Raw genomic sequence first — 25,105 nt, forward strand, 5'->3', positions numbered from 1 at the left:
TGATGGGCTTTCAAAAGGAGTTTGGAAATGGAAAAAAGAGAGGTTCTTGCATCTGTAAAGGATGAGCGGCTGGTTGAAAAAAGGCGTACTCAAATGATTAAAGGAGCGGTGACCCTTTTTAAAGAAAAGGGATTTCATCGTACGACTACCAGGGAAATTGCCAAAGCGGCAGGCTTTAGCATTGGCACATTATACGAGTATATCCGGACCAAGGAAGATATTTTATATCTCGTTTGTGACTTTATCTATGATGAAGTCCAGGAAAAGCTTCAGAAGGAAATAGAACAGAGTGATGGGACACTTGAAAGCTTGAAGTTGACGATCGCCTATTTTTATAAAGTGATGGATGATATGCAGGACGAAGTTCTTGTCATGTATCAGGAAGTGAAAGCCCTGACGAAAGATGCTTTACCATATGTTCTGAACAAAGAACTTCGGATGGTGGGCATGTTCGAAAAAGTGATAACGAAATGTGTCGAAAATGGGGAGCTATCATTAACGGAAAAACAAATAAGCCTTGTTTCACATAATATTTTCGTACAGGGACAGATGTGGAGTTTTAGAAGATGGGCTTTGCATAAACAGTACACGCTTCAAGAGTATGTTGAACTGCAGACGCAATTATTGATTCAAAATGTATCGGGTTCCAAAAAGCACTGATATAAATAAGTTTCAATAAGGAGGAGCTAAATGAGTACAGTTGAGGTGTATAAACCGAAGAACCATATTAGATTCGTTACAGCTTCGAGTTTATTTGATGGACATGATGCATCCATCAATATAATGAGGAGAATCCTTCAGTCCAGCGGGGCGGAAGTTATTCACCTAGGTCATAATCGTTCGGTGGAAGAAATCGTGAATGCGGCCATCCAGGAAGATGTCCAAGGCATAGCCATGTCATCTTACCAAGGCGGACATGTGGAATATTTCAAATATATGTATGACCTGCTGATGGAAAAGGGAGCCGGGCACATTCGGATTTTTGCCGGCGGTGGCGGGGTCATCATCCCTAGGGAAATTAAAGAACTCCATGATTATGGGATTGCCCGTATCTTTTCACCTGATGAAGGGCGGGAATATGGGCTTCAAGGAATGATAAACGTTTTGATGGAGGAGTGTGATTTCTCGACAGTCAAACCATCTTTACAGGAACGTTTTGATGAATTGATTGCCGGGGGAACGAATGCCATTGCCCAATTCATTACCTTTGCCGAAAATAGACTCGATGTTTCACAGGAATCAGCGGCAGCGGTGGAGAGTCTTTTTGAGCAGATCAAGACTTCAGAAAAGAAAGTTCCTGTTCTGGGAATCACGGGGACTGGCGGAGCTGGAAAAAGTTCATTGACTGATGAATTGATACGGAGGTTCATTAACGAAATTCCGGACGAGAGAGTCGCCATTCTATCCGTAGACCCGACCAAACAGAAAACGGGAGGTGCCCTGCTTGGTGACAGGATCAGAATGAACTCGATCTTTTCAGAGCGTGTTTATATGCGGAGCCTAGCCACGCGCCATTCAAAAAGTGAGCTGTCTTTGGCGATAAAGGATGCCATTTCCGTCGTGAAGGCAGCAGGCTTCGATTTAATCATCGTTGAAACGAGCGGGATCGGTCAGGGCGATGCAGAAATCGCCGAAATATGCGATGTATCCATGTATGTAATGACGAGTGAATTCGGTGCCCCTTCGCAACTTGAAAAAATTGATATGATTGATTATGCAGACTTGATAGTCATTAACAAATACGAGCGCAAAGGTTCCGAGGATGCAAAAAACCAAGTGCAAAAGCAATACCAAAGAAGCCGTACGCTTTTTGATCAAGATCCATCTGAAATGCCAGTATACGGTACAATCGCTTCCCAATTCAATGACCCAGGCACCAATGCATTATTCGCTGCACTGATTGAAAAGCTTAATGAAAAATCAGGAACGGCTTGGAGTACGGCCTTTTCGAAAGAAGCGGATGTTTACAAGCAAAATGTCATCATTCCCACTGACCGCCGGTATTATTTACGTGAAATCAGTGATACGGTCAGATCGTATCATAAGCGTGCCGCTGAACAAGTGCGTATTGCCCGGAGGCTTTTCCAGCTTGAAGGAGCCATTGATGCGGTTAAGGAAAATGATAATGATGGCGATATGGTGGCTTCTTTAGAAAAACTGAAAAAGGAAACCGCTTCGAATTTATCACCTGAATCTAAAAAAATCCTTTCTGGATGGATGGATTTAAAAGAAAAGTATGCAGGAGAACAGTTTGTAACGAAAGTCAGGGATAAAGAAATCGTCACAAAGCTGAAAACGAAAAGTTTATCAGGGTTAATGATTCCGAGAGTATCACTGCCGAAATATGTGGATTATGGAGAGATTTTGGGATGGGTATTTCGTGAGAACGTTCCGGGCTTCTTCCCTTACACAGCGGGAGTCTTTCCATTCAAGCGTGAAGGGGAAGACCCGAAGCGGCAATTTGCCGGTGAAGGATCGCCCGACCGTACCAACAGGCGTTTTCATTATTTATCAAAGGATGATACTGCTAAACGGCTAAGCACGGCTTTCGATTCAGTAACTTTATATGGCGAGGACCCTGATCACCGGCCTGATATCTATGGAAAGGTAGGGGAAAGCGGAGTCAGCATCTGCACGTTGGATGACATGAAAAAGCTGTATGCAGGTTTTGATCTTTGCCACCCCTCAACCTCTGTATCCATGACAATCAATGGACCGGCACCAATCATTTTGGCCATGTATATGAATACGGCAGTCGATCAGCAGATTCAACGGAAAGAAGAAGAGCTAGGACGTCCCCTTACAGACGCCGAAGCTGAAGAAGTGCAGGCTTATACGCTTCAGACGGTCCGCGGAACTGTTCAGGCGGATATTCTGAAAGAGGACCAAGGCCAGAATACATGCATTTTCTCTACGGAATTTGCTCTAAGGTTAATGGGCGACATTCAAGCCTATTTCATCGATCGGAAAGTCAGGAACTATTACTCTGTATCCATTTCTGGCTATCACATTGCAGAAGCGGGTGCCAACCCAATTTCACAGCTGGCTTTTACATTAGCGAATGGCTTTACTTACATCGAATATTATTTAAGCCGCGGAATGAATATTGATGACTTTGCCCCGAATTTGTCATTCTTTTTCTCAAATGGGCTCGACCCGGAATATACGGTGATCGGGAGGGTGGCAAGAAGGATCTGGGCGACAGTCATGCGGGATAAATATGGTGCGAACGACCGCAGCCAGAAGCTCAAATATCATATACAGACTTCCGGGCGCTCGCTTCATGCCCAAGAAATTGATTTTAATGATATCAGAACGACACTTCAAGCTTTAATGGCCCTGCAGGACAACTGTAATTCCCTGCATACAAATGCGTACGATGAAGCCATCACGACGCCTACTGAAGAATCCGTGCGCCGGGCAATGGCCATCCAAATGATCATTACGAAGGAGCATGGTCTCTCAAAAAATGAAAACCCGATGCAAGGTGCCTTCATCGTGGAGGAATTGACGGATCTAGTCGAAGAGGCCGTCCTGCAAGAGTTCGATCGCATCAATGATCGTGGCGGTGTGCTGGGTGCAATGGAGACGCAGTATCAGCGCGGGAAAATCCAGGATGAATCGATGCATTACGAAATGAAAAAGCATACGGGAGAATTGCCGATCATCGGTGTCAATACGTATTTGAATCCAAATCCTCCTTCCGAAGAAGCGGTGAACAGCATGGAAATTGCCCGTGCAACCAAGGAAGAAAAGGAAGGGCAAATCATAAATCTCCGGGCATTCCAGGAAAGGAATAAGGAGTTCACGGATGAAGCGTTAACTAAACTGAAATCGGCAGCCATGAATGGGGAAAATATCTTTGCTGAGCTCATGAACTGCGTGAGGGTGGCCAGTCTGGGTCAGATAACGAGGGCGTTATATGATGTAGGCGGTCAATATCGAAGAAATATGTAAACTTAGAAGGGGGCTCCGAACGTTTAGGGGCCCTTTTTTTATATAATTTCCGTCTTTTTTAACAAAATGAAGATTTTACCTTATAATTATTTGGAAAAGGGGCAAAAATGAAGAATCAGCCCTACTGGAGTTGAGAAAATGAACCTGAAAATGATTGGGTTGATCATAGGTTACATTCTTGCCATCATTTTTTTATTTGAGCTGTATGAGCATCAATTGGGAGCCATTTCTTTTTTTATCCTGACTGTTGTCTTTTTTGCGGCAGCCTATCGTCAGAAATCGAAAAAGAAAAAAAGGAATGATCTTTAGCTTTTGGTTTCCTGTGAATGATAGACAATAAGGTAAATCTGTGAAAGTATCATATAGAACTAGCATAAACCCATTTAGATTGTTTATAATGGAGTATATGTCTAGCAGGAATTGTCGTTATTTTATCGAACTACTGTTTTAGATTATTTTTTTATGTGAAAAAACACGGAATTCAGTGTTTGAATAGAGAAGGGAAGTGCGGAATTTGAGTTTAAAACAATACTCAAAAGAGCAATTATTGGAAATGTCCTTAATAGAGATGGCATATGATTTGTTAGTTGAAAGAAATGAACCGATTCCATTTAAAGACTTAATTAGTGAATTAGCTTCACTGCACCATTTATCCAAAGCGGAAGTGGAAAAGAAAATTGCCCAATTCTATACGGATTTAAATGTGGACGGCCGTTTCACTTCACTTGGAGACAACCGCTGGGGATTGAAAACATGGTACCCGGTTGACCAAATCGAAGAAGAAGTCGTACATGTTGTAAAACCTAAAAAGAAAAAGAAAGCCAAAAAGGCTGCTGTCGTCATCGATGATTTCGATGAACTTGAAGACGAAGACCTTGACTTTGAAGAAGATATCGATGATCTGGACGAGGATGAAGATGACGACGATGATGATATTCTAGGTTCTCCAGTCATCGACGAAGTGCTTTTGGATGATGACGTGGATGATGACGACGATCTGGAAGAAGAAATAATCGAAGATGATGCATTTGTCCTGGAAGATGATGAGGATGAAGACGAAGATGACTTGGATGACTTGAATGAAGAGGATGAGAAATAAATAATCGCCCTTGACTTTTTAAGGCGAAATTTGTAGAATCATTTTTGGGCTCCTTAAAAAAGGACACAATGATTAAATTATATCGCTCCCTTACTTTTTTGTAAGCGGAGCGTTTTTGTTTTTAATGATGGAATGAATAAATGACATCATTTTTTTATTTTTAAAAATGATTTCTCGTAGAATTGTAAAAACTATAGAGAACATATTTATGTTAACTGTCATTTAAGGAAGTTTATTCTTGTTCATGTATCCTGCATGACTCTCACTAAAGACCTTTAAGTGATTAATGGTTTGTACTGGTTACGGTTTTTAGCTTTTAACCGCTCATGTGGCGGAAGATTTGATTCAGGTTCCGATCTAATGATGTGAAGAACTGAATTGGAAGAAAACATTCTATTAGGAGGATATAAGATGACAAAATATATTTTTGTGACAGGTGGAGTAGTTTCTTCCTTGGGAAAAGGGATTACGGCCGCTTCTTTAGGCAGATTATTAAAAAATAGGGGATTGAATGTTACGATCCAGAAGTTTGACCCTTATATCAACTTGGATCCTGGTACGATGAGTCCATATCAACATGGTGAAGTGTTTGTAACGGATGATGGTGCTGAAACGGATTTGGATTTGGGGCACTATGAGCGTTTCATCGATATCAACCTTGGTAAACACAGCAATGTGACTACAGGCAGAATTTATTCAACCGTCCTGAGAAAAGAACGCCGCGGCGATTATCTAGGTGGAACGGTTCAAGTCATTCCCCATATCACGAATGAAATTAAAGAACGGGTTTTCCGTTCAGGCAATGAAACGAATGCCGACATAGTCATCACTGAAATTGGCGGTACTGTAGGGGATATCGAGTCTCTTCCATTCCTTGAAGCGATTCGCCAAATCAAGAGTGATATCGGCATCAATAATGTTATGTATATCCACTGTACACTGGTTCCTTACATCAAAGCTGCAGGTGAAATGAAAACAAAACCGACACAGCATAGTGTTAAAGAATTACGCAGTCTTGGCATTCAGCCAAATATCATCGTTGCACGTACAGAAAGCCCGATTTCACAAGATATGAAGGATAAAATCGCTTTATTCTGCGATATCGATAAAAATTCTGTTATCGAATGTCTTGATGCAGATACACTTTACTCCATCCCTCTAGCGCTTCAAGCACAAAATATGGACCAAATCGTTTGTGATCACTTGCAATTGGACTGTGGCGAAGCGGATATGGAAGATTGGAAGGAACTAGTCAAAAAGGTTACTTCTTTATCAAAGAAAACGAAAATCGCTTTAGTCGGAAAATATGTTGAATTGCAAGATGCTTATCTTTCTGTAGTGGAAGCACTTAAGCATGCTGGTTACGCATTTGATGCAGATGTTGAAATCGACTGGGTGAATTCCGAAGATGTAACTAAAGAAAATGTTGCAGAACTTCTTCAAGATGCAGATGGAATCCTTGTACCTGGAGGTTTTGGAGATCGTGGAATCGAAGGGAAAATTGCAGCGACTGAATTTGCCCGCACGACAAAAAAACCATTCTTTGGAATTTGCTTAGGCATGCAGTTGGCGTCCATTGAGTATGCACGCAACGTCCTGGGATTGCCAGAAGCTCATTCAGCTGAAATTAAGGAGAATACTCCTGATCCAATCATCGATCTTCTTCCTGAGCAGAAGGATGTAGAAGATTTGGGCGGAACACTGCGTCTTGGTCTGTATCCATGTAAGCTTATTGAAGGTACTAAAGCATACGAAGCTTATAATGACGAGGTTGTTTATGAACGTCACCGTCACCGTTATGAATTCAATAACCACTACCGTCAAGCTATGGAAGAGGCAGGATTCGTGTTCTCCGGTACAAGTCCAGATGGTCGTCTAGTCGAAATCATTGAACTGAAAGATCATCCTTGGTTTGTGGCTTCCCAATTCCATCCGGAATTCACGTCACGTCCTAACCGTCCACAGCCGCTATTCCGCGACTTTGTCGGTATGTCATTAAAGAACGGCGAAAATCGTTAATAAACAAAAAAACAGCCCATGTGGCTGTTTCAGACTGCAGGCAAACTTGAAGAAAATCGAGTTTGCCTGCAGTTTTTTTATGGATTGTACTTAGGATGTTGATGGCCACTCCAAGCACCGCTTAGACGCGCTTTCCCGCATGAGTCCCGCACACCCGCTCCAATCAAATTTGTTTTAACATTTAGAGAGTGGTCAGTGGGTTCGGGACCATCATTTGATGAAGGATATTTTTTTTGAAAAATGAATTCATCATTCTTCATCTTCATATTCTTTTATGATTTCTTCAAGAGTGAATTTAATTCCATGATAAGCGAAAAGAGCGGTAAGGAGGGTAGGGTACCCATATCGATTTCCGGTTTCATCGGGAATCAATCCCCGTTGGATGCGTAAATCAATATGTACGTCAGCCAACTCCAAAAGAGAATCTTCTTCGGAAGGGACGGATGTAGAAACCGCAACAAATGGGATATCTTTTTCCTTGAGTTGTTTTGCCAGCATCAATGCTTCTGAATCGTCCGAATGGCGGCTGAATATAAGAAATCGATCTTCCTTGGAAATTGTTTCACTTAAATCATAGCTTTTTGCCTTAGGAAAGGGTTCTTCCCCATTCAATGCCTCGGCAGTGACGCCCTGCATTTCACCAAAACCGTGAATGAACACAGAACCGTCCCCAACCACAGCCTGAGCCAGCAGGCGTCCGGCATCCTCCATTTCAAAGGCTTCATTTTCAATCATTTTTTTAAATAAACCGCTTATCTGTGTCGAGAAAATTTTTAACATGATCAGGGACTCCTTTAAAAAATAATATACTTATTATAAAGGACTTTCCTTTGCATTGACAGGTTTCAGGGCTTTTGGTCCAAAGGGCTGAATTGACTAAATCGGTCGAAAAAACAAAAAAATTAAAATTCCTTTTAGCCATACAGCAGGAATTTTGTTACAATTATCGAATATGAACATAGATATCATGAATGAATAAATGCGTTGGTCAAGTAATTTAACGCAATCTATGTAACTACCCTTTTTCGGGTAATATGGCCGAATAGGCTAATATATTTAATGGATGAATCGGGAAGGGGAGAGGTGATAAAATGCCAGGGAAAATATTGATTGTTGATGATCAATTCGGGATTCGTATTTTATTGAACGAGGTGTTACATAAAGAAGGGTATGAAACATTTCAAGCAGCTAATGGCATTCAAGCCTTGGAAGTGCTAAATAATCATTCACCCGATCTTGTATTGCTGGATATGAAGATTCCGGGAATGGATGGCATTGAAATCTTGAAAAGGATGAAAGTCGTCGATCCGGACATCCGGGTCATAATCATGACGGCATATGGTGAACTTGATATGATTCAAGAAGCAAAGGATTTAGGGGCAATGACACACTTTGCAAAGCCGTTTGATATTGATGATATTAGAAAAGCCGTTCGTGAATACTTACCGATTCAATCCAGTTAACGGTCTTGAAAATTTAATATTATTGACGGGGAAATTGCCGCGGCTATCTTTTTTTAGATGGGCCGTGTTTTTTTGGAATAAAATTTGAGACATGGTACAGTTGTAATTGTTGCTGTTTTTTTGATGTATTGATATGCTAAAAGAGAAGAGATATTCTGAATTATAAAGCGTATGCTACTTTGGTTTTAGGGAATATCTAGAAAGAATTAACTTTAAAAATAAACATCCACTAGTAGGAGGAAATCAAATGCCTTTAGTTTCTATGAAAGATATGCTGAATAAAGCTCTTGATGAAAAATATGCAGTAGGTCAATTCAATATCAATAACCTTGAATGGACTCAAGCTATCCTAGCTGCTGCTGAACAAGAAAAATCTCCAGTCATCCTTGGTGTTTCCGAAGGTGCTGCCCGTCATATGGGTGGTTTTAAAACGACTGTCATGATGGTTCAAGGTTTGTTGGAAGACATGAAAATCACTGTTCCTGTGGCCATTCACCTTGACCATGGTTCAAGTTATGATAAATGTAAGGAAGCCATCGAAGCGGGATTCACTTCAGTAATGATCGATGCTTCACATCATCCAATTGAAGAAAATATCGAAACAACCAAGAAGGTTGTCGAATTCGCTCACGCACGGAACGTTTCGGTTGAAGCGGAAGTGGGCACGGTTGGCGGACAAGAAGATGATATAATCGCTGATGGAGTCGTATATGCAGACCCTCAAGAATGTGAGCAGTTGGTTAAAGAAACGAATGTAGACTGTTTTGCTCCAGCTTTGGGATCCGTTCACGGACCATACAAAGGTGAACCTAACCTAGGCTATAAAGAAATGGAAGAAGTACGGGATTTAACGAACAAACCTCTTGTTCTTCATGGCGGTACAGGCATCCCTACGAAAGATATCCAAAAAGCGATTTCTCTTGGAACATCAAAAATCAACGTGAATACGGAAAATCAAATTGTGTTCACAAAAGCGGTTCGTGAAATCCTGAATAACGATTCTGAAGTGTACGATCCTCGTAAATACATGGTTCCTGGCCGTGAAGCTATTAAAGAAACGGTCATCGGCAAAATTCGTGAATTCGGTTCAAACGGCAAAGCATAATTCCAAAAGGGTTCCATCCCTTTAAATGTAAGGCAATATTCCCATTGGGGGGCTCCCCCCTAATGGTTTCTTTTAGATGCAGGCTTAATCCGATCTCTATTTTTCGAACAATTAGAATTCAATAGAGAAATAAAAAATCGATTACATACGGAGGATATTTTATGAAATTCTTTATAGATACAGCAAATATGGAAGAAATCAAACAAGCGCACGAACTTGGCGTTCTAGCAGGTGTTACGACTAACCCATCTCTTGTTGCCAGGGAAAAGGGAGTTTCTTTCCATGACCGGTTAAAAGAAATCACAAGCCTTGTTAAGGAATCCGTTTCTGCTGAAGTCATTGCGCTTGATTTTGAAGGAATGATGGCAGAAGCCAAGGAGCTTGTTGCGATTGCACCTAATATCACGATCAAAGTGCCAATGACTCCAGATGGCTTGAAGGCTGTTTCAGCACTTACAAAACAAGGTGTTAAAACAAATGTCACGCTTATTTTCAGTGCCAACCAAGCATTATTGGCAGCTAGGGCAGGAGCAACTTATGTATCGCCATTTTTAGGACGCTTGGACGATATCGGCCAAAATGGTTTGGATTTAATTTCGGATATTGCTGACATATTTGCAATCCATGATATCAATGCTGAGATCATTGCAGCTTCCATCCGCCATCCGATGCATATTACAGAAGCGGCTCTTAAAGGAGCACATATTGCAACGATTCCTTATAAAGTTTTAATGCAATTATTCCACCACCCATTAACGGATAAAGGGATTGAAGCTTTCTTGAATGATTGGAATTCACGTACAGAAGCATAATGCCTTGCCGCTAAGTCGCTATAGATTGCACTGTTTTAATAAAATTAACATAAATTAGAAATTTTTATCTTTTTTTACATGAATTTTCTACTTTTGTGTAAACTAAAGAACTAGATAGTAAATGTTGTCGGATTATGCAAATTTCTTGTGGTAAAATATTACTTTTTGGAAGTAGCTTCTAAGTGCTTAGCGTGGAAGGGAGTTTATTATGGAAAAACTTAAAATTGCCGGTGGCTATCCTCTAAAGGGAAGCATTCGTGTCAGCGGAGCAAAAAATAGTGCGGTTGCCCTTATTCCGGCAACAATTTTGGCGGACTCTCCCGTAACGATTGAAGGCCTGCCTGATATCTCGGATGTACAGATGCTGAAAGAGTTAATGGAGGAAATTGGCGGTGAGGTGTCCTTTGACGAAGGACAGATGACAGTCAACCCCAGCAGGATGATTTCAATGCCTCTTCCGAATGGCAGGGTCAAGAAGTTACGTGCTTCGTATTATTTAATGGGGGCAATGCTTGGTAAATTCAAAAAGGCAGTGATCGGCTTGCCAGGAGGCTGCCATTTAGGACCCCGTCCGATAGATCAGCATATTAAGGGGTTCGAAGCACTTGGCGCACAAGTGACGAATGAACAAGGAGCCATTTACCTTAGGGCGGACGAGCTCCGGGGAGCACGCATATATTTGGATGTCGTTAGTGTAGGGGCAACGATCAACATCATGCTTGCCGCCGTTTTGGCGAAAGGCCGCACTGTGATTGAAAACGCTGCGAAAGAACCGGAAATCATCGATGTCGCCACATTGTTGACCAATATGGGAGCGAAAATTAAGGGTGCTGGAACGGATATCATTCGTATTGATGGTGTGGAAAGTTTGCATGGTTGCAAGCATACGATCATACCGGATCGGATTGAAGCCGGTACTTTCATGATTTTAGCCGCTGCTGTCGGTGAAGGGATTCTGATCGATAATGTCATTCCCCAGCATTTGGAGTCATTGACTGCCAAATTGAGGGAAATGGGGATCAATATTGAAGCGGGTGATGACCAGATATTTGTCTCACCGGGAGAAAATTATAAATCCGTTGATATCAAGACGTTGGTTTACCCTGGCTTCCCAACAGATCTTCAGCAACCTTTCACTTCCCTTTTAACAAAAGCAAGCGGTTCTAGCATGGTGACCGATACGATATACGGGGCACGATTTAAGCATATTGATGAACTGCGACGCATGAATGCTAAGATCAAAGTCGAGGGCAGAGCAGGCATCGTCGATGGTCCTGTCCAACTTCATGGGGCAAAAGTGAAGGCAAGCGATTTACGTGCCGGAGCAGCTCTGGTAATTGCCGGCTTAATGGCAGAAGGGATTACAGAGGTGACCGGGCTTGAACATATAGATCGCGGATATAGCCATCTTGTTGAAAAACTTTCAGGTTTGGGAGCGACGATTTGGCGTGAAGAAATGACGCAGGAAGAAGTGGAGCAGCTTAAAAGCTGATCCCTTTTCTTGTTACCTCATTGTGTTACTATATATGATATAATGTGTTATACTAATATATAAATAAATCATGCTAGTGTACATGAGGGGGAACCGGAAATGGAAAGAAGTTTATCGATGGAGCTAGTCCGCGTAACAGAGGCGGCGGCACTAAATTCAGCTCGTTGGATGGGAAGAGGAAAGAAAGACGAAGCGGATGATGCAGCTACAACTGCGATGCGGGATGTTTTCAATACTATTCCCATGCAAGGGACGGTTGTAATCGGTGAAGGGGAAATGGATGAGGCGCCAATGCTTTATATCGGCGAAAAACTTGGCACTGGTCTTGGGCCACTAGTGGATGTTGCGGTTGATCCATTAGAAGGAACGAACATCGTTGCATCTGGCGGCTGGAATGCATTGGCTGTATTGGCGATAGCCGATAAGGGGAACTTGCTTCATGCCCCGGATATGTATATGGATAAAATAGCTGTCGGACCCGAGGCGGTTGGTCAGATTGATATTAATGCTTCCGTGTTGGACAACCTGAAAGCGGTAGCCAAGGCAAAAAATAAAGATATCCAAGATGTGGTTGCAACAGTATTGAACCGCGATCGTCATTCGAAGATCATTCATGAACTTCGTGAGGCAGGGGCACGTATCAAGTTGATCAACGATGGAGATGTCGCAGGAGCGATAAATACGGCCTTCGATCTTACCGGTGTTGACATCTTATTCGGATCTGGCGGAGCTCCAGAGGGAGTCATTGCAGCCGTTGCCTTGAAGTGCCTTGGAGGGGAAATTCAAGGTAAGCTCGTTCCTCATACTGATGAAGAAGTGGAGCGCTGTGGGAAAATGGGCCTTGAATTAGGAAAAGTCCTCAGAATGGAAGATCTTGTTCGCGGAGATGATGCAATTTTTGCGGCAACGGGTGTGACTGACGGGGAACTTTTACGCGGTGTACAATTTAAAGGGCATTACGGCGAAACGCAATCCGTAGTCATGCGTGCTAAATCTGGTACCGTTCGATTCATTGATGGGCGTCACAGTCTTAAGATTAAACCGAATGGTTTGATTGACTGATAGCGATTTTTAGAAAAAATCACTTCTTTAAAAAGCGAGCGGTTTAATCGCTCGCTTTCTCTTTAAAAAAATTTAAGTTGAATAATTAAAATAAAAAAAGTAAAATAAAGCTTGGTCTACTATTAATTATTTAAAATCTGCCCTTTCACTCCAAACTTCAAGAAGCCTTCAAATAATTTTCTTCTTTACATGTAAAAATGTATCATCCTTTCTAAGAAAACTCTGGTCGGGTACATGGATTGCGGTTTTTCTTCCATCTAACAAACCAATTCTTTTTCAGTATGGGTGAAAACGTTTAATTAATAAAAGTGTGGTGTCATAATGAATTTAACTATTTCTAATTTAGAAAACATGAAACTTAAGGATCTCTATGAGCACGCTCGTGAATATAAAGTTTCCTATTACAGCAAACTTTCCAAAAAGGAACTTATTTTCGCTATCCTGAAAGCGCAAGCTGAGCAGGATGGTCTCCTATTCATGGAGGGCGTTTTAGAGATCATCCCTTCAGAGGGCTTCGGTTTCCTGCGTCCAATTAATTACTCTCCAAGCTCGGAGGATATTTATATTTCGGCTTCACAGATCCGCAGATTCGATTTGCGAAATGGAGATAAAGTGTCCGGTAAGGTAAGGCCTCCAAAAGAAAACGAGCGCTATTATGGATTGCTGCATGTTGAAGCGGTCAATGGCGATAATCCGGAATCAGCTAAAGAGCGTGTCCACTTTCCAGGTTTAACACCGCTGTATCCTAATAGGCAAATTAAACTGGAAACGACACCGAAGAACTTATCGACCAGGATCATGGATGTCCTTGCACCGGTCGGTTTTGGACAGCGTGGTCTGATTGTTGCACCGCCAAAAGCCGGTAAAACGATGCTCATCAAGGAAATTGCCAATGCGATAACCACAAACCATCCCGAATCGGAATTGATTGTGCTGTTGATCGATGAACGCCCGGAAGAAGTGACAGACATTGAACGTTCCGTCGCCGGAGACGTGGTAAGTTCAACTTTCGATGAAGTGCCGGAAAACCATATCAAGGTGGCTGAGCTGGTGTTGGAACGAGCCATGCGCCTTGTGGAGCATAAACGGGATGTCATCATTTTGATGGACAGCATCACTCGCCTAGCCCGTGCTTACAACCTTGTCATTCCGCCGAGCGGGCGTACACTATCAGGGGGTATTGACCCTGCTGCATTCCATCGTCCGAAACGCTTTTTCGGTGCGGCGAGGAATATCGAGGAAGGCGGCAGCCTGACGATCCTTGCTACAGCCTTGGTTGATACAGGTTCAAGAATGGACGATGTCATTTATGAAGAATTTAAAGGTACGGGCAATATGGAGCTGCATCTAGATCGTGCCCTTGCCGAAAGACGGATCTTCCCGGCAATCGATATTCGTCGCTCAGGCACGCGTAAAGAAGAATTGTTAATTCCGAAAGATCGCCTGGATAAACTATGGGCCATTAGGAAAACGATGTCAGATTCGCCTGATTTCTCGGAGAAATTCCTTCGCCGTCTAAAACAGACAAAAGGCAATGAAGAATTTTTCAGTAAGCTGGATGAAGAGATGTCAGAAATGAAAAAGGGTCCAGCGAGCGTAAAACGTTCTTAAACCCTGTAAGAAACAAACAGTTGCACAACTAGTCTTAAGTTGTTATAATGAGTTCATGTGTTTTTACAATAAATGTGAGGGTGCTTTTCCCTCAACTTGAAGTATATAACTCTGTTTCGAATGATTCAGGGCATAAGGAGATGAAAAGAATGAAAACTGGAATTCATCCAAATTATAAGCTTTCAAAAGTAATTTGCTCTTGCGGAAACACTTTTGAAACTGGTTCAGTTAAAGAAGAGATCAAAGTTGAGACTTGTTCAGAGTGCCATCCATTCTATACTGGTCGTCAAAAATTCGCTGAAGCTGGCGGACGTGTTGATCGTTTCAACAAAAAATACGGTATTAAATAAGCCGGACTTTTTAAAAAACAGGCAAGTATTTTTCTTGCCTGTTTTTTCTTTTCCATAAACAAGTAAGAATTTATACAAAGCCAGGTCGACTTCAATTATGGCCAATGGATCGACAGGTGGAAGGGAGTAGCTGTTTCCATGTATGTAATGAAACAAACAGGCTGGATCGAGCTTATTTGCGGAAGCATGTTTTCAGGTAAATCTGAAGAATTGATTAAACGAGTCAGCCGTGCTCAATTTGCTAAAGAGCAGATAGCTGTATTTAAACCAGCTATTGATAATCGCTATGCGGAAGAGGCTGTCGTATCACACAATGGCTCTTCTGTGATGGCAAAACCGATTGCCCATTCAACGGATATTTTTAAGTATTTGGACAAGCCCTTGGATATCATTGCAATAGATGAAGTGCAATTTTTTGATCATGAAATTATCGGGGTTGCCCAGCATCTTGCGGACAGCGGTTATCGAGTGATTATGGCTGGACTCGATCAAGATTTCAGAGGTGAACCATTCGGCCCTATGCCTGTTCTATTATCGCTTGCAGAATCTGTGACTAAGCTGCAGGCAGTGTGTGAAGTATGCGGATCACCTGCGAGCAGGACACAGCGCTTGATAGATGGGGAGCCGGCCTCCTATGATGAGCCGATCATCCTTGTGGGTGCATCGGAATCGTACGAGCCCCGCTGCCGCCATCATCACGAAGTTCCGGGTAAGCAGGCTGTTGGGATTAAAGAACATATTTGAATGATGGTGCCCTATGATCCAATGAGATCACAGGGTGCTTTTTTTATGCGGAAAAGTGGAAAAACTGTCGAGTTATTCAGGTGGCCTGACCAATACATGGAAGGGAAATAAAAGATAAATATTGCCCCATTTTGGGTAGGCTAACGAGGAAATGTTCTTTTTAACCAGCCAAAATGGAGGGAAAAAATATGAAATCAAAACTGCTTATCATGACGGCCTGTCTGCTTGCTGCACTAACGGCATGCGGTCAAAATGACAATGCAATAAATAATGATTCGGAATATGGAGATCAATCCCGGGATGGCAGGGTTGGCAATGGTTTAAATCAAGTATCCAATAATGATTGGGATAATGAAGCGGAACGACCATCAGATCAGCTCCTTAACACACCGCATCATACATCCAATAATTCTCCATCCATGGGTCAGCAAATTGATGAAATCCGCGGGGTGATCGAATCGGAAACTAATTATGAGGCCGGTTCCGTGTGGTTTAATGGAAATACCATACACGTTACGATCCATGATAAAGGCAAAATCAAGACCGAAAAAGAAAGAAATAAGGAAATGCAGCGAATACAAGGCATGATAAACAGGGTTGTGCCTCAATATAATGTAGATGTCAAAATAAACAAGTAAAAGCACGACATTTTTGAATCTCTTTGACGTTGATTATTCACCTATACTATAATTAACCTAGAAGTGAACTGAGCTGGGGCACTGAGCTACTTATTTATAGTAATAAGAGATGGATTACTTCCAATTCGTTTCAGATGTTTTGGAAAATTTATGAGGTGAATAATTTGTTTGATCGTTTGCAAGCAGTAGAAGATAGATATGAAAGATTGAATGAACTATTAAGTGACCCGGAGATCATTAATGACTCCAAGAAGCTAAGGGAATATTCCAAGGAGCAATCCAGCATTCAAGAGACCGCGTCGACTTATAAAGAATATAAAGCGGTTCGTGAGCAACTTCAGGAAGCGAAGGCGATGCTGGAGGAGAAACTTGATGCGGAAATGCGTGAAATGGTAAAAGAAGAGATCAATGAACTTGATGAAACCATACAAGGCCTTGAGGATAAGCTGAAAATATTGCTTATTCCGAAAGACCCCAACGATGATAAAAACGTAATCATGGAGATCCGCGGTGCGGCTGGCGGAGATGAGGCGGCCTTATTTGCAGGCAGTCTATATCGGATGTATAGCCGTTTTGCCGAGGTGCAGGGCTGGCGGACTGAAGTCATTGAAGCAAATCCTACTGGGCTTGGCGGCTACAAGGAAATCATATTCATGATTAATGGCAATGGCGCTTATTCAAAGTTGAAATTCGAAAATGGAGCACATCGCGTTCAGCGAGTACCTGAAACGGAATCAGGCGGTCGGATTCATACATCTACAGCCACGGTTGCCGTTTTACCTGAAGCTGAGGAAGTGGAAGTTGAAATCCATGATAAGGATATTCGTGTCGATACCTTTGCATCAAGCGGTCCTGGAGGGCAAAGTGTCAATACGACAATGTCAGCGGTGCGCTTGACTCATATTCCGACTAATACGGTTGTATCCTGTCAAGATGAAAAATCACAAATCAAGAACAAAGAAAAGGCAATGAAGGTTTTGCGTGCCAGGGTGTTCGATAAAATCAATCGCGAAATACAGGCGGAATATGATCAAAACAGGAAGCTGGCCGTTGGAACGGGTGATCGATCTGAAAGGATTCGGACTTATAACTTCCCGCAAAACCGCGTTACCGACCACCGCATTGGTTTAACGATTCAAAAACTGGATCAAATCATGGAAGGTAAACTGGATGAAGTCGTTGATGCATTAATCATGGAAGACCAATCTTCAAGGCTGGAAAATGCAGATGAGTAATTCTGCCGTGAAAGTTTTTGAAGCCCTTAAATGGGCTTCTTCTTTTTTAAAGGAAAATGATCGTGATGCCAATGCTGGGGAAATCCTGTTACAGCACTTTTTAAAACAAACTCGCTCCCAAATGCTGGCAAACCTTCATGATGAGCTTAGTGAAGCGGATTTTGGGAGATTTAAGGACGCTATTGAGCTGCATGCTGAGGGGACGCCCATCCAATATATAATCGGTAGTGAAGAATTTTATGGACGGACCTTTTTTGTGAATGAAGAAGTGCTCATACCGAGACCGGAAACGGAAGAATTGATTTATTATACATTACGTAAACTCCCGGCCATTTTTATGGAGGGACAGAAGCTCCGTTTAGTTGATATTGGGACTGGCAGCGGCGCAATTGCCATAACGATGAAACTTGAAAAATCAAACCTGATGGTGGCGGCCACAGACATAGCGGAACCATCGCTTGAGGTGGCGAGGAAAAATGCCGAATCACTTGGTGCCGAAGTGGAGTTCATGCAAGGTGATTTGCTTTCGCCGTTCATGAATATAAACGAGAAGGTGGACATTCTTTTATCGAATCCGCCATATATACCAGAAGATGATCATGAATCCATGTCAGTGGTCGTGACTGGTCATGAACCACATCGTGCGTTGTTTGCCGGTATCGATGGGCTGGATTTTTACCGCCGCTTTATGGAACAGTTACCTTTAGTCATGAAGGTGCCTGGACTGATCGGTTTTGAAGTGGGTGCAGGACAGGGGGCCGCGGTTGCCGATTTATTGAAGCGAACCTTTCCTGCCGCGGAAGTATCCATCATAAATGATATTAATGAAAAAGATCGAATGGTCTTTGCTGAATTAAAATGATCCGTCTCCCTTATGTGAGACGGGTTTTTTAGGGACCGCACCCTCATTAACCTTTGGAATCTATATTTCCAGCTATCAACTTTTTTTGTTTTTACTAGTTTAAGATAGCTGGAAAATGGTGAGACTGATTCATGTGAGGGGGCGAAGGCGATGAAAACTAAACATTTAGCCATTATTTATCTATTAATCTTAACTATAGGAACGATCGTAAGTATATATATGCCTAAAGCGGAGATGGTCGGTGCAGAAGATACGAAGGTAATCCCGGATGAGGCGATTCGGCTGCGGATACTCGCCAATAGTGATAAAGAAGAGGACCAAGCGGTTAAACGGCTGATTAGGGATAAGGTAAATGAAGATATCACAAAGTGGGTCGCTGAGCTTACTTCTTTGGATGAAGCGAGGGATGTAATCACCTCGCATCTGCCGGATATCCAGGCGACGGCTGAGGCGGTAATAAAGGAACAGGGTTTGGAGCAGTCGGTGAAAGTGGATTTTGGACAAGCTGAATTTCCGACAAAGCTGTACGGGCAGTATTTATATCCGGCAGGGGAATATGAAGCAGTGATTATCACGCTTGGTGAAGGGGACGGCGCTAATTGGTGGTGTGTGTTATTTCCCCCATTGTGTTTCTTGGATTTTTCAAATGGGACGGCTGTAAGTCAAAGTCCGATTGTCGAGGATGAAGAGGAAGGTTCCTTGGCTTCGGAAGGAACGGCGTATGCTGCAACGAATGAAGAGAGTGAACCTGTTGCGGAGGAAGTGGTTGAAGAAGAGGTAATCGAGGAGAGTGTAAAAGAGGAAGCACCGGAAGTAACGGTAAAAGAAGAGGTTGTAGAGCCAGAGGTAAAAGAAGAAGTGGCAGTGAAAGATAAGGAACAAGTGACAGAGGAAGTCATGGAAGGAAAAGTTGGGGAAAACAAGGTTGAACTTGCGGCATCCAATGAAAAAGGTCAACAATTATATGAAGGGGAAAAGGAGCCCGAGGTGGAAGTGAAGTCCTTGTTTGCAGAAATCTTCAATGATCTATTTTAAGGAGGGGGCAGAGTACCTCTTCTTTAAATTCAGATAATTTTAAAAACATATCCACAGGGTTATTAACAAAAAATCAAAAAAGTCTGTCATTAATCATTAATATCCACAAACTTATCCACGGATTTGATGTGGTTATCCCCAATTTGTGGATAACACTTGAATTATGTGTATACTTCTTTTATACTTTCAAAGTATCTTTTAAGTGAAATTCGTACGTTAAGATGAAAATACCGTTCATATTAAAGCGATTATATAAAATAAGAAATGTTAAAAGGCGATGGTGTTCAAGATGAAAACGAAAATTTGGTCAGTGGATAAAAATGTGGATAATTTACAAAGTTATCCCCAGATTACACAATCAGCTGAATTATTAAAGGCTAATCAAGTGGTTGCTTTTCCTACAGAGACCGTTTATGGACTCGGCGCGAATGCCAAAAATGACGAGGCGGTCAAAAAAGTGTTCGAAGCAAAGGGGCGTCCGAGTGATAATCCTTTAATCGTTCATATAGCCTCCGATGACCAGTTGTCGGGTATTGTAGAAGAGATTCCGGAACGGGCCCGGAAGCTAATGGCAGAATTTTGGCCGGGTCCTTTGACTTTGATCATGAAACGGAAACCGGGCCAGCTATCGAATCTTGTGACAGCTGGATTGGACACGGTGGCTGTCAGGATGCCGGATCACCAGGTTGCCCTTGGCCTTATTCGTGCGAGTGATTTGCCCATTGCGGCTCCAAGTGCAAATACTTCCGGGAAACCAAGCCCCACTTCAGCAAAACATGTTGAAGATGACTTGATGGGCCGGATTGCAGGTATAGTCGATGGCGGGAATACAGGTGTGGGCGTGGAATCCACAGTACTGGATTGCACTGTGGAGGTCCCTGTTATTTTAAGGCCTGGCGGGGTGACCCTGGAACAGCTGGAAGCGGTAATTGGGGAAGTCAGGCAAGATGTCGCTTTGAAGAATCAGGAAACGGCGCCAAAAGCCCCGGGCATGAAATATACCCACTATGCTCCGAAGGCCCCTCTATTTTTAGTTAAGGGTAATCAAGCTTTCCTTCAGAAGCTTGTGGATGAAAAAAGAAGCGACGGGTTAAAGGTGGGCATCATTACGGCTTATGAACATCAACAGGATTATAAGGCGGATTATGTGGTTGTACCAGGTTCATTAGCCGATTTACATACAGTTGCGACAGGCTTATATGATGCCTTAAGACAGTTTGATGAGCTGGAGGTCGATGTCATTTTTAGTGAAATGTTTCCTGACCATGGAATAGGGGCTGCGGTCATGAACCGGCTTGAGAAGGCTGCAGGTCATCAAATCATCAAGGAACATGTGTAATAAGGACTGATTTATCCTTCTATTTCTTTTCGGACATGCATAACATGTAGTAGGCACGTCCGAGGGGGATTGGAATGAATACATTTGCTGGAGAAATCATCACCTTATTGCTAATGGCCTTCGCTTTGGGAATGGATGCCTTTTCAGTGGGCCTTGGAATGGGAATGTTTAAGCTAAGGTTGAGGCAAATTCTGTTTATAGGTTTGACAGTAGGCATTTTTCATATTTGGATGCCCTTGCTTGGAATGGGGGCAGGCCGTTTCATTTCAGAAAAATTCGGGACCTTCGCTACATACGCCGGCGGTCTATTGTTGATCATTCTTGGTATACAGATGTTTATTCCTGGTAAAAAGGATGACGCTGGTGCCATGCAAAATAAGATGCTGGCTCCTGTCGGGAAAGGTTTAATCATTTTTGCTTTAGGGGTAAGCCTGGATAGCTTCTCGGTAGGGTTGACTCTGGGGATTTACGGTGCCAAAACGATTTTAACGGTTCTTTGTTTTGGGTTTGCCGCCACTCTATTAACGTGGGCGGGGCTTTTACTGGGTAGAAAAATGCAGGGTTTGCTTGGCGTGTATAGTGAGATTCTTGGCGGAAGCATCCTGTGTGCGTTTGGATTGAAATTATTGTTCTCTTTTTGATCCGCCTGAATTCATATCATTCCTACCTCAACTGTTCCGATTAACGGAGCGGTTTTTATTTTTTCCTCGGACACAATGACAGTGATTTTTTGACTATAATAAACGGGCGATAGTTTATAATGAATAAAAAAGGAGGCGTTAAAATGATCCGGGTATTATTTGTATGTACAGGTAACACATGCCGAAGCCCGATGGCAGAAGCGATATTGAAAAACAAGAATATTGCGGGTGTTGAAGTGAAGTCCGCAGGCGTGTATGCTTCGACAGGTCAGGATGCTTCAATGCATGCTAAAAATGTATTGGTTGAAAATGACATAGTGCATAATCATCATTCAACGCCTTTATCCGCGAAGGAAATGGAGTGGGCGACTCATGTCTTCACCATGACGGAAGGGCATAAATCGGCCATTACCCGTTCATATCCCCAAATGATCGATAAGACCTTTACTTTAAAAGAATTCATTCTCGGAGATAAATATGATAGAGATATAATGGATCCGTTCGGCGGTTCTGAAGGCATTTATCGGGAAACGTTCAGAGAGCTGCAGGAATTGATAGATGAATTAGTCAAAAGGCTTAAAAATTGAACTGGGGTACATAATGTGGACGCTGGGGTAAAAGATATTACTAAGCTTGGTATAGGATCAAGGCAGCATTGGCTGCCATTGCAGAATAAGCATCTGCTGGAGCGGAAGAAGTGACGGCTGTCACAAGCGAACAAGGGGCAGTCATGGAAAATGTCGAAAAATCGGCAATGGAACTTAAAGCGAAAGCGGAAAAGTTGAACAGGACCATTACCCGCTAGCAGGAAACCAGAGTTGGTTTCCTGCTTCTTTGCGGGGAAAAGGATGGACATCCTTTATCTTTTCATAATTTTGTGACACAATAAAATCAAATGAAAAAGCTAGAGGAGGATTATGATGAAAGTTGCGATTGCTTCGGATCATGGTGGTATACATATCCGTGAAGAAATAAAGAATTTATTGAATGAGTTACAGATTCCATTTGAGGACTTTGGCTGTGAATGCAGTACGTCGGTGGATTATCCTGATTATGCCTTGCCGGTTGCTGAAAAAGTGGCACGGGGTGAGTTCGATCGGGGCATTTTAATCTGTGGAACTGGAATCGGAATGAGCATTGCTGCCAATAAGGTCAAAGGAATACGATGTGCATTGGTTCATGATGTCTATAGTGCGAAATTGACCCGTCAGCATAATGATACCAATATGTTAGCGATGGGGGAACGTGTCATTGGCCCGGGTCTGGCCAGGGAAATTGCCCAAACGTGGCTGACTTCGGAATTTGAGGGCGGGCGCCATCAAAACAGGATTGGTAAGATTGCGGAGTACGAAGGTAAGCACAGTTAATTCTTTTGGTTTTTGGAGAGTTCCGATAGTAAGTTTTCTTATTGAAAGGATGCGTTTTCATGACAAGTGATGCTACATTTTCAAATGAGCTTGAGATATGGGAAAACCAGTTTCGGGAACTTTTATACGAGTTCCAAGAACAGACGGCTTTAAAAGAGAAACAGCTACTGGTTATCGGCTGCAGTACAAGTGAAGTGATCGGGAAAAGGATCGGTACTGAAGGGACACTCGATGTTGCTGGGATGATTTTTTCCGTAGTGAGGGATTTTCAAGGAAAAACGGGTGTTCAGGTTGCATATCAATGTTGTGAGCATCTAAACAGGGCCTTGGTTTTACAAAGGGAAACCGCGATTCGGTATGGTTATGAAGAAGTGTCGGTCGTACCTGTAAGAACAGCTGGGGGATCGATGGCGACGTACGCCTATCAGCAATGGAAAGATTCAGTCGTCGTTGAACATATCAAAGCGGATGCGGGGATAGATATTGGAGACACATTCATTGGTATGCATCTGAAGCATGTTGCGGTTCCGATTCGCTCTGCCATTAAAGAAATAGGTCATGCACATGTGACCATGGCAAAAACCCGCCCGAAACTGATTGGCGGGGAGCGTGCAGTTTATCGGGACCTCTCTGAAAACAAAAGTTGTACTTAATGGGTAAGTAAGACAGCATTTCTCGGGTGGGGAATGCTGTTTTTTAATTGAGGCGGGCAAAAATCGTAACGCTCAAGGTGAAGGATTAGAAAAAAACTTTTTGCTAATAGAATGGTGATTTCGCTCGTGTAATATAGGGTGAAAGAGCTATTTATCACAATTTCGATGTTAAATACGAACATTTTTTAATGAAAAAACATTTAATGTTCGATAAAAATAGACTATCACTTCTAAATTAGACATGTTAAAATGGAGTAGAATTTTCTAATAATTATTGATATGGCTTTTTCATGCTTTTTGAAGGCATGTTGCACATAAATACTAAAAAGCGAATCACGCACAATTTAAGGAGGAATTACGGAATGAATCGTTTAGCAAAGCAAGATGAGCAAGTGTTTAACGCAATTCAACTGGAATTAGGGCGTCAAAGAAGTAAAATTGAGCTTATTGCTTCTGAAAACTTCGTGAGTGAAGCTGTCATGGAAGCTCAAGGGTCTGTCTTGACTAATAAGTATGCAGAAGGATACCCTGGAAAACGTTACTATGGCGGATGTGAGTATGTAGACATCGTTGAAGATCTAGCGCGTGAGCGTGCGAAAGAAATTTTCGGAGGCGAGTATGTGAATGTACAGCCTCACTCTGGAGCTCAAGCCAATATGGCCGTTTACTTTACAGTGCTTCAAACTGGCGACACAGTGCTTGGGATGAACCTTTCGCATGGTGGTCACTTAACACATGGAAGTCCAGTAAACTTCAGTGGTGTTAACTACAATTTTGTTGAATATGGTGTAGACGAAAAAGATCACCGTATCGATTACAATGATGTATTGGAAAAAGCGCGTCAACACAAACCTAAATTGATCGTAGCGGGTGCAAGTGCATATCCACGGGAAATCGACTTCAAGCGATTCCGTGAAATTGCGGATGAAGTCGGGGCATATTTAATGGTCGACATGGCGCATATTGCAGGTTTAGTTGCGGCTGGATTACATCAAAGTCCAATTCCTTATGCTGACTTTGTAACGACAACTACTCATAAAACACTTCGCGGACCACGCGGCGGGATGATCATCTGTAAAGAAGAATTCGGTAAGAAGATCGATAAATCCATCTTCCCTGGAATTCAAGGCGGTCCTTTGATGCATGTTATATCAGCTAAGGCTGTTGCATTCGGCGAAGCGCTTCAAGATGATTTTAAAGTATATGCCCAACAAATCATCGACAATGCTAAACGTTTGGGTGAAGGTTTGAAGAAAGAAGGGTTCACTCTTGTTTCTGATGGAACGGACAATCACTTGATTCTTCTTGATGTGCGCTCTACAGGGTTAACGGGTAAAATCGCAGAGCATGTTTTGGATGAAATCGGTATTACCGTTAACAAAAATGCGATTCCTTATGACCCGGAAAAACCATTCGTTACCAGCGGTATACGTATTGGGACTGCGGCAGTGACATCACGTGGCTTCGGATTGGAAGACATGGATGAAATAGCTGCCATCATCGGACTAGTATTGAAAAATAATGAAGACGCAGCTAAGCTTGAAGAAGCGAAACAGCGTGTTGAATCATTAGCGAACAAATTTGAATTGTATCCTTCATTGTAATATCGGGCCGCTCCCTT

The 25,105-nt window shown here is 42.5% G+C and carries 24 protein-coding genes; 23 read left to right on the forward strand and 1 reads right to left on the reverse strand.

Going from position 1 to position 25,105, the window contains the following annotated elements:
* Positions 1-27: 27 nt before the first annotated feature.
* The 5 genes from J7I96_RS05865 to J7I96_RS05885 all read left to right on the forward strand — a co-directional run bounded on the left by J7I96_RS05865 (position 28) and on the right by J7I96_RS05885 (position 7,075).
* Entirely contained in the window at positions 28-660 is a 633-nt protein-coding gene (locus J7I96_RS05865) for a TetR/AcrR family transcriptional regulator (RefSeq protein ID WP_095396251.1), read from the forward strand.
* Between the two features lie 30 nt (positions 661-690).
* A complete protein-coding gene (gene icmF, locus J7I96_RS05870) occupies positions 691-3,957 on the forward strand; it encodes a fused isobutyryl-CoA mutase/GTPase IcmF (RefSeq protein ID WP_214772381.1) in 3,267 nt (1,088 codons plus the stop codon).
* Between the two features lie 138 nt (positions 3,958-4,095).
* A complete protein-coding gene (locus J7I96_RS05875; RefSeq protein WP_214772379.1) occupies positions 4,096-4,266 on the forward strand; it encodes a hypothetical protein in 171 nt (56 codons plus the stop codon).
* Between the two features lie 205 nt (positions 4,267-4,471).
* Positions 4,472-5,056, forward strand: a complete 585-nt coding sequence (rpoE, locus tag J7I96_RS05880) for a DNA-directed RNA polymerase subunit delta (RefSeq protein ID WP_214922151.1) — start codon at positions 4,472-4,474, stop codon at positions 5,054-5,056.
* 411 nt (positions 5,057-5,467) lie between these two features.
* Positions 5,468-7,075, forward strand: a complete 1,608-nt coding sequence (locus J7I96_RS05885) for a CTP synthase (protein WP_214922153.1) — start codon at positions 5,468-5,470, stop codon at positions 7,073-7,075.
* Between the two features lie 249 nt (positions 7,076-7,324).
* Here J7I96_RS05885 and J7I96_RS05890 read toward each other — a convergent pair whose 3' ends face one another.
* Positions 7,325-7,855, reverse strand: a complete 531-nt coding sequence (locus J7I96_RS05890; RefSeq protein WP_063595704.1) for a DUF2529 domain-containing protein — start codon at positions 7,853-7,855, stop codon at positions 7,325-7,327.
* A gap of 311 nt (positions 7,856-8,166) precedes the next feature.
* On the opposite strand from J7I96_RS05890, the gene J7I96_RS05895 reads away from it, so the two are divergent.
* The 18 genes from J7I96_RS05895 to J7I96_RS05980 all read left to right on the forward strand — a co-directional run bounded on the left by J7I96_RS05895 (position 8,167) and on the right by J7I96_RS05980 (position 25,088).
* On the forward strand, positions 8,167-8,538 hold the full coding sequence (locus tag J7I96_RS05895) for a response regulator (RefSeq protein WP_034315860.1): 372 nt from the start codon (positions 8,167-8,169) through the stop codon (positions 8,536-8,538).
* Positions 8,539-8,785: 247 nt separating this feature from the next.
* A complete protein-coding gene (locus tag J7I96_RS05900) occupies positions 8,786-9,643 on the forward strand; it encodes a class II fructose-bisphosphate aldolase (RefSeq protein WP_048683519.1) in 858 nt (285 codons plus the stop codon).
* Positions 9,644-9,804: 161 nt separating this feature from the next.
* On the forward strand, positions 9,805-10,455 hold the full coding sequence (gene fsa, locus J7I96_RS05905) for a fructose-6-phosphate aldolase (protein ID WP_034315855.1): 651 nt from the start codon (positions 9,805-9,807) through the stop codon (positions 10,453-10,455).
* A gap of 208 nt (positions 10,456-10,663) precedes the next feature.
* Positions 10,664-11,947: a UDP-N-acetylglucosamine 1-carboxyvinyltransferase gene (locus J7I96_RS05910; protein WP_034315853.1), complete on the forward strand. Its 1,284-nt coding sequence runs from the start codon at positions 10,664-10,666 to the stop codon at positions 11,945-11,947.
* Between the two features lie 99 nt (positions 11,948-12,046).
* Entirely contained in the window at positions 12,047-13,009 is a 963-nt protein-coding gene (gene glpX, locus J7I96_RS05915; protein WP_034315852.1) for a class II fructose-bisphosphatase, read from the forward strand.
* 321 nt (positions 13,010-13,330) lie between these two features.
* On the forward strand, positions 13,331-14,620 hold the full coding sequence (gene rho / locus J7I96_RS05920; RefSeq protein WP_034315849.1) for a transcription termination factor Rho: 1,290 nt from the start codon (positions 13,331-13,333) through the stop codon (positions 14,618-14,620).
* Between the two features lie 149 nt (positions 14,621-14,769).
* Positions 14,770-14,970, forward strand: coding sequence for a 50S ribosomal protein L31 (gene rpmE / locus J7I96_RS05925; RefSeq protein ID WP_034315847.1), 201 nt, complete (start codon positions 14,770-14,772; stop codon positions 14,968-14,970).
* Between the two features lie 138 nt (positions 14,971-15,108).
* The gene (locus J7I96_RS05930; RefSeq protein ID WP_034315845.1) at positions 15,109-15,714 is read left to right on the forward strand and encodes a thymidine kinase; all 606 of its coding nucleotides are present in this window, start codon (positions 15,109-15,111) and stop codon (positions 15,712-15,714) included.
* A gap of 188 nt (positions 15,715-15,902) precedes the next feature.
* A complete protein-coding gene (locus J7I96_RS05935) occupies positions 15,903-16,352 on the forward strand; it encodes a hypothetical protein (protein ID WP_214922155.1) in 450 nt (149 codons plus the stop codon).
* A gap of 164 nt (positions 16,353-16,516) precedes the next feature.
* Positions 16,517-17,587: a peptide chain release factor 1 gene (gene prfA, locus J7I96_RS05940; RefSeq protein ID WP_048683507.1), complete on the forward strand. Its 1,071-nt coding sequence runs from the start codon at positions 16,517-16,519 to the stop codon at positions 17,585-17,587.
* Between the two features lie 7 nt (positions 17,588-17,594).
* A complete protein-coding gene (prmC, locus tag J7I96_RS05945; protein WP_214772371.1) occupies positions 17,595-18,449 on the forward strand; it encodes a peptide chain release factor N(5)-glutamine methyltransferase in 855 nt (284 codons plus the stop codon).
* A gap of 150 nt (positions 18,450-18,599) precedes the next feature.
* Positions 18,600-19,484, forward strand: coding sequence for a stage II sporulation protein R (gene spoIIR, locus J7I96_RS05950; protein ID WP_214772369.1), 885 nt, complete (start codon positions 18,600-18,602; stop codon positions 19,482-19,484).
* 289 nt (positions 19,485-19,773) lie between these two features.
* Positions 19,774-20,823, forward strand: a complete 1,050-nt coding sequence (locus J7I96_RS05955; protein ID WP_214772367.1) for an L-threonylcarbamoyladenylate synthase — start codon at positions 19,774-19,776, stop codon at positions 20,821-20,823.
* A 74-nt stretch (positions 20,824-20,897) separates the two neighbouring features.
* A complete protein-coding gene (locus tag J7I96_RS05960; protein ID WP_214772365.1) occupies positions 20,898-21,464 on the forward strand; it encodes a manganese efflux pump MntP in 567 nt (188 codons plus the stop codon).
* 143 nt (positions 21,465-21,607) lie between these two features.
* Positions 21,608-22,051: a low molecular weight protein arginine phosphatase gene (locus J7I96_RS05965; RefSeq protein ID WP_214772363.1), complete on the forward strand. Its 444-nt coding sequence runs from the start codon at positions 21,608-21,610 to the stop codon at positions 22,049-22,051.
* Between the two features lie 333 nt (positions 22,052-22,384).
* The gene (gene rpiB / locus J7I96_RS05970; protein WP_034315832.1) at positions 22,385-22,831 is read left to right on the forward strand and encodes a ribose 5-phosphate isomerase B; all 447 of its coding nucleotides are present in this window, start codon (positions 22,385-22,387) and stop codon (positions 22,829-22,831) included.
* 59 nt (positions 22,832-22,890) lie between these two features.
* Positions 22,891-23,484 carry a TIGR01440 family protein gene (locus tag J7I96_RS05975; protein WP_214772361.1) on the forward strand — a complete coding sequence of 198 codons (594 nt, stop codon included), beginning with the start codon at positions 22,891-22,893 and terminating at the stop codon, positions 23,482-23,484.
* Positions 23,485-23,846: 362 nt separating this feature from the next.
* Positions 23,847-25,088 (forward strand): serine hydroxymethyltransferase, encoded by a 1,242-nt coding sequence (locus J7I96_RS05980; RefSeq protein WP_053536892.1) that lies wholly within the window; start codon positions 23,847-23,849, stop codon positions 25,086-25,088.
* Positions 25,089-25,105 lie beyond the last annotated feature (17 nt).

The sequence above is a fragment of the Bacillus sp. ISL-78 genome (assembly GCF_018613455.1).
In the GTDB taxonomy this organism is placed as follows: Bacteria; Bacillota; Bacilli; order Bacillales; family DSM-1321; genus Peribacillus; species Peribacillus frigoritolerans.